This is a genomic window from Mesorhizobium sp. M7A.F.Ca.CA.001.08.2.1, assembly GCF_003998455.1.
Classification (GTDB): Bacteria; Pseudomonadota; Alphaproteobacteria; order Rhizobiales; family Rhizobiaceae; genus Mesorhizobium; species Mesorhizobium ciceri.
Genome location: NZ_RZPW01000391.1, coordinates 1 through 5,758, shown reverse-complemented (window position 1 = coordinate 5,758; position 5,758 = coordinate 1). Strand labels below are relative to the sequence as shown.

General features: G+C 61.8%; 5 protein-coding genes and 1 pseudogene. All 6 read left to right on the top strand.

The genetic code is table 11. The features are described from left to right. Window positions 1-574 (top strand): DeoR/GlpR family DNA-binding transcription regulator (locus tag EN914_RS21615; protein WP_164778837.1); only part of this gene is annotated, 574 nt, incomplete at its 5' end. Window positions 575-700: 126 nt separating this feature from the next. Further along, window positions 701-2,227, top strand: coding sequence for a glycerol-3-phosphate dehydrogenase (glpD, locus tag EN914_RS21610; protein WP_024503498.1), 1,527 nt, complete (start codon window positions 701-703; stop codon window positions 2,225-2,227). 42 nt (window positions 2,228-2,269) lie between these two features. After that, window positions 2,270-3,349 carry an ABC transporter ATP-binding protein gene (locus EN914_RS21605; RefSeq protein WP_024503497.1) on the top strand — a complete coding sequence of 360 codons (1,080 nt, stop codon included), beginning with the start codon at window positions 2,270-2,272 and terminating at the stop codon, window positions 3,347-3,349. A gap of 10 nt (window positions 3,350-3,359) precedes the next feature. Next, a complete protein-coding gene (locus EN914_RS21600; RefSeq protein WP_024503496.1) occupies window positions 3,360-4,427 on the top strand; it encodes an ABC transporter ATP-binding protein in 1,068 nt (355 codons plus the stop codon). Then, entirely contained in the window at window positions 4,428-5,294 is an 867-nt protein-coding gene (locus tag EN914_RS21595) for a carbohydrate ABC transporter permease (RefSeq protein WP_013531810.1), read from the top strand. It begins immediately after the preceding gene. 1 nt (window position 5,295) lies between these two features. Further along, window positions 5,296-5,758, top strand: a pseudogene (locus EN914_RS21590) (carbohydrate ABC transporter permease); the annotation flags it as partial.

Here is a 5,758-nt window from a genome sequence, read left to right as displayed (position 1 = left end):
GGAGTATGAGGCGAGACGCAAGATTGCCGCCGACGAGAAGGAGGCGATCGGCCGTGCGGCAGCCAGGCTGATCCCCGACAACGCCTCGCTGTTCATCAACATCGGCACCACGACCGAGTCAGTCAGCAAGGCGTTGCTCGATCACAACGGTCTCATGGTCATCACCAATAACATCAATGTTGCCAATAGGATGCGGATATATCCGTCGATCGAAGTGGTGATCGCCGGTGGTGTCGTGCGCGGTTCCGATGGCGGTGTGGTCGGCGAGGCGGCGGTCGATTTCATCAGGCAGTTCAAGGTCGATTACGCGGTGATCGGCGCATCCGCCATCGACCATGACGGGGCCTTGCTCGACTTCGATTTTCGCGAGGTCAAGGTGGCGCAGGCGATCATCGCCAATGCAAGGCATGTCATCCTGGTTTCCGACCAGACCAAATTCGAGCGAACCGCACCGGTGCGCATCGGCCATCTGTCGCAGGTCAACACCTTCATCACTGACCGCTGCGACATCCCCTCGGTGCGCAAGATCTGCCAGGAGGCCGAGGTTCAGCTGATCGAGACGTCGCTCGCCTAGGCGGTTTTCAGCTGATATCACGCGCCCGTGATATTTCGTTTGACATTCGTTATCATTTCGAAATAATTCCGACACGGTTTCGTAAAAGCCCAAAAATGGTGCAATGCGAAATCGCTGGAGGAATTTGTGGACGCATCTCCGATCCGTGACATTTTCGTCATAGGCGGCGGCATCAATGGCTGCGGTATCGCCCGCGACGCCGTCGGGCGTGGCTTTTCCGTCTTTCTCGCCGAGATGAACGACCTCGCCAGCGGGACTTCCTCGGGCTCGACCAAATTGATCCATGGCGGCCTGCGCTACCTCGAATTCTACGAATTCCGCCTGGTGCGCGAAGCGCTGATGGAGCGCGAGGTTCTGTGGAAGAACGCGCCGCACATCATCTGGCCGATGCGCTTCGTGCTGCCCTATGCCAAGGGCCTGCGCCCGGCCTGGCTGATCAGGCTCGGTCTCTTCCTCTACGACCACATTGGCGGGCGCAAATTGCTGCCGGCGACCCGGACGCTGGACATGGCCAGGGATCCGGCCGGCAAGCCTTTGAAGCCGCTATTCAAGAAGGCCTTCGAATATTCGGATGGCTGGGTCAATGATGCGCGGCTGGTGGCGCTGAATGCACGTGATGCGGCCGAACGCGGCGCAACGGTCCGCACCCGCACGAAAGTGACCGGCGCGCGCCGCGAAAACGGCTTGTGGACGGTCCAGGTCGAGGATCTGCAGACCGGCGAGACCGAGGAGATCAAGGCGCGACTGCTGGTCAATGCCGCCGGCCCCTGGGTCGATCATGTGCTTTCCGGCGTCGTCGGCCTCAACGATGTGCACAATGTCCGCCTCGTGCAGGGCAGCCACATCGTCATCGCCAGGAAATTCGACGATCCGCGCGCCTATTTCTTCCAGAACAGGGATGGTCGCATCATCTTCGCTATTCCCTATGAGGAAGAGTTCACCCTGATCGGCACCACGGACCAGGATTATCCCGGTGATCCGCATGACGTGAGGATCAGCGACACCGAGATCGACTATCTCTGCGCCGCAGCAAGCGAATATTTCGCTGAAGCCGTCAAGCGCTCGGACATCGTCTGGACCTATTCCGCCGTCCGTCCGCTCTATGATGACGGAGCCTCCAAGGCGCAGGAAGCGACGCGCGACTATGTGCTCAAGGCCGATGGCGGCGAGGGTGCCGCCCCGATCGTCAACGCCTTCGGCGGCAAGATCACCACCTATCGCCGGCTGTCGGAATCGATGCTGGAAAAGATCGAGGGTTTTCTGGGTAAACGCGGCAAGCCGTGGACGGCAAACGCGCCGTTGCCGGGCGGCGATTTCCCGGCCACCGGTTTCGATGCCGAAGTGGCGAAACTGAAGACTGCCTATCCGTTCCTCGACGCGCGCCTGGCTCGCCGGCTGACCCGGCTCTATGGCACCCGCGCAAGGATGCTGCTGGGGCTGGCCAAATCGAACGTCGATCTCGGCCGCAACTTCGGCGCCGATCTCTACGAGGCCGAGGTGCGCTATCTCGTTCAAAACGAATGGGCCGTCACATCGGAAGATGTATTGTGGCGCCGTACCAAGCGCGGTCTGCATCTCAGCCGCGAGCAGGTGGCGGCTCTCGATGAATTCATGCACGGCATAAGCCGGCGCCATGTCGCGGCTGCCGAATGAAGAGGGGTTTGAGCTGATGCGGAAGGCCTGGGAGGAGGCGTCATGCTGGAACTGAGAAACGTCACCAAGACGGTCGGTGCTGTCGCGCATATAAGCGATGTGTCGCTGACGCTCCAGCACGGCTCGCTCAATGTCCTGCTCGGACCGACGCTTTCGGGCAAGACCAGCCTGATGCGGCTGATGGCCGGCCTCGACGTGCCAACCTCCGGTTCGATCTGGTTCGACGGCCAGAATGTCACCGGCGTGCCGGTGCAGAAGCGCAAGATCGCCATGGTCTACCAGCAGTTCATCAACTATCCGGCGATGACCGTCTACGAGAACATCGCCTCGCCGCTCAGGGTGGCGGGAACCGATCAGGCGAAGATCGACAAGGAAGTGCGCCATGCCGCAGCACTTCTCAAGCTGACGCCCTATCTCGACCGCACGCCGCTGAGCCTGTCCGGTGGCCAGCAGCAGCGCACCGCACTGGCGCGCGCCATCGTCAAGAACGCCAGCCTGGTGCTGCTCGACGAACCGCTCGCCAATCTCGACTACAAATTGCGCGAGGAACTGCGCGCCGAATTGCCCAGGATCTTCGCCGCCGCCGGCACCATCTTCGTCTACGCCACGACCGAGCCGCACGAAGCGCTGCTGCTCGGCGGCAACACGGCGACGCTTTCCGAAGGGCGCATCACCCAGTTCGGACCGACCATCGACGTGTTCCGCAAACCGGTCGATCTGGTGACGGCCAAGACTTTCGCCGACCCGCCGCTCAACACCATCGTGCTGGCCAAGAAAGGTGGGGATTTCCTGCTGGAAGGTGGGGTCAAACTGCCGGTGCCCGCCGATCTCGCCGGCATTGCCGATGCCATGTACACGGTCGGTTTTCAGCCGCATCACCTGTCGCTCGATCGGCCCAATGCCGCCGCTGTGCCGGTGCGCGCCAAGGTGACGATCACCGAAATCACCGGCTCGGAAAGCTTCATCCATCTCGATTTCGCGGATGCACGCTGGGTGATGCTGAGCCACGGCATCCGCGACTTCGAACCCGACGCCGAGATCGAGGTGTTCATCGATCCGCGCCACATCATGGTCTTCGACGAGCACGGCCGTGCCGTGGCCGCGCCGAAGCTGGCGGCTTGAGGGGAAAGATATGGCACGCATAGACGTCAACCATGTCAGGCATTCCTATCTGCCGAACCCTCGGAAGGATGCCGATTTCGCGCTCAGGGAAGTGCACCACACCTTCGAGGACGGCGGCGCCTATGCGCTGCTCGGGCCATCGGGCTGCGGCAAGACCACGCTGCTCAACATCATTTCGGGATTGCTGCACCCGTCGCGCGGTCAGTTGCTGTTCAACGGCAAGGACGTGACCAATTTGTCGACGCAGGAGCGCAATATCGCGCAGGTGTTCCAGTTCCCGGTCATCTACGACACCATGACCGTCTACGACAATCTGGCCTTCCCGCTGCGCAATCGCGGCGTGCCGGAAGCCGATGTCGACCGCAAGGTGCGCGAGACGCTGGAGATGATCGACCTGGCGTCCTGGGCGAAGAAGAAGGCGAGGGGCCTGACCGCCGACCAGAAGCAGAAGATCTCGCTCGGCCGCGGGCTGGTGCGCTCCGACGTCAACGCCATCCTGTTCGACGAGCCGCTGACCGTCATCGACCCGCATATGAAATGGGTGCTGCGCTCGCAGCTGAAGCAGCTGCACCGCCGCTTCGGCTACACCATGGTCTATGTGACCCACGACCAGACCGAGGCGCTGACCTTCGCCGACCAGGTCGTGGTCATGTATGACGGCGGCATCGTCCAGATCGGCACGCCGGCCGAACTGTTCGAACGGCCACGCCATACCTTTGTCGGTTATTTCATCGGCTCGCCCGGCATGAACGTCATGCCGGTGGCCATCGACGGCAAGACGGCGACGCTCGGCTCGCAGCGCATCGAACTGCCGGGCGCGCCAAAAGCGGGCAGCGGCGCCATCGAACTCGGCATCCGTCCCGAATATGTCCGGCTTGGCCGCGACGGCATGGCCGTGCAGGTCAGCAAGGTCGAGGATCTCGGCCGCCACAAGGTGGTCCGCGCCAAGCTCGAAGGCCGCGAGATTGCGGCCGTCATCGGCGAGGACGAGACCGTGCCGGCCGATCCGAAGGTGCGGTTCGAGCCGGCCGGCATCAACATCTATGCCGATTCCTGGCGCGTCGAGATGGGGGCATAGATGGAAAAGACCTGGAACAACAAGGCCTGGTTCCTGGTGCTGCCGGTGCTGGTGCTGGTGGCGTTCTCGGCGGTCATCCCGCTGATGACCGTCGTCAACTATTCGGTGCAGGACACTTTCGGCAACAACGTCTTCTTCTGGGCCGGCACCGAATGGTTCGAGGAACTGCTGTCTTCCAGCCGTTTCTGGGAAGCGATGGTCCGCAACCTGATCTTCTCCTTCATCATCCTGGCCATCGAAGTGCCGCTCGGCATCTTCATTGCGCTCAACATGCCGAAAAAGGGCTGGGGCGTGCCGGTCTGCCTGGTCCTGATGGCGCTGCCGCTGCTGATTCCGTGGAACGTCGTCGGCACCATCTGGCAGGTCTTCGGCCGCAACGACATCGGCCTGCTCGGCTACTACGTCAACGCGCTCGGCATCGACTACAACTATGTGCAGGACCCGTTCGATGCCTGGGTCACCGTCATCATCATGGATGTCTGGCACTGGACCAGCCTCGTCGTGCTGCTCTGCTATGCCGGCCTGGTCTCCATTCCGGATGCCTTCTATCAGGCGGCCAAGATCGATGGCGCCTCGCGCTGGGCGGTGTTCCGCTACATCCAGCTGCCGAAGATGAACAGGGTGCTGCTGATCGCCGTGCTGCTTCGCTTCATGGACTCATTCATGATCTATACCGAACCCTTCGTGGTGACGGGCGGCGGTCCCGGCAACTCGACGACATTCCTGTCGATCGACCTCGTCAAGACCGCGCTCGGCCAGTTCGACCTCGGTCCGGCCGCAGCCATGTCGCTGGTCTACTTCCTCATCGTCCTTCTGCTGTCATGGGTCTTCTACACCGTGATGACCAACTACGACGCGGAGCGCTGAGATGACCGGCGCCAACGAAAGAGCCGATAGAGTGAGCGAGACCACAGCAGCGGGCAAACTGGCGAGCACACTCTCGCAGGATCAGGTCGCCCGGCTGATGCGCAAACGCGGCGAGGAATCGCGCTGGTGGTGGATCGTGCCGACGATCTACATCGTCGTGCTTTTGCTGCCGATCTACTGGCTCATCAACATGAGCTTCAAGACCAATGCCGAGATCGTCTCCTCGCTGACGCTCTATCCGCACCAGCCGACGCTCGCCAACTACGTCACCATCTTCACCGACGCCTCCTGGTACTCGGGCTACATCAACTCGATCACCTATGTGGTGATGAATATGGTGATTTCGGTGGCTGCCGCGCTGCCGGCAGCCTACGCCTTCTCGCGCTACCGCTTCCTCGGCGACAAGCACCTGTTCTTTTGGCTGCTGACCAACCGCATGGCGCCGCCGGCGGTGTTCGCGCTGC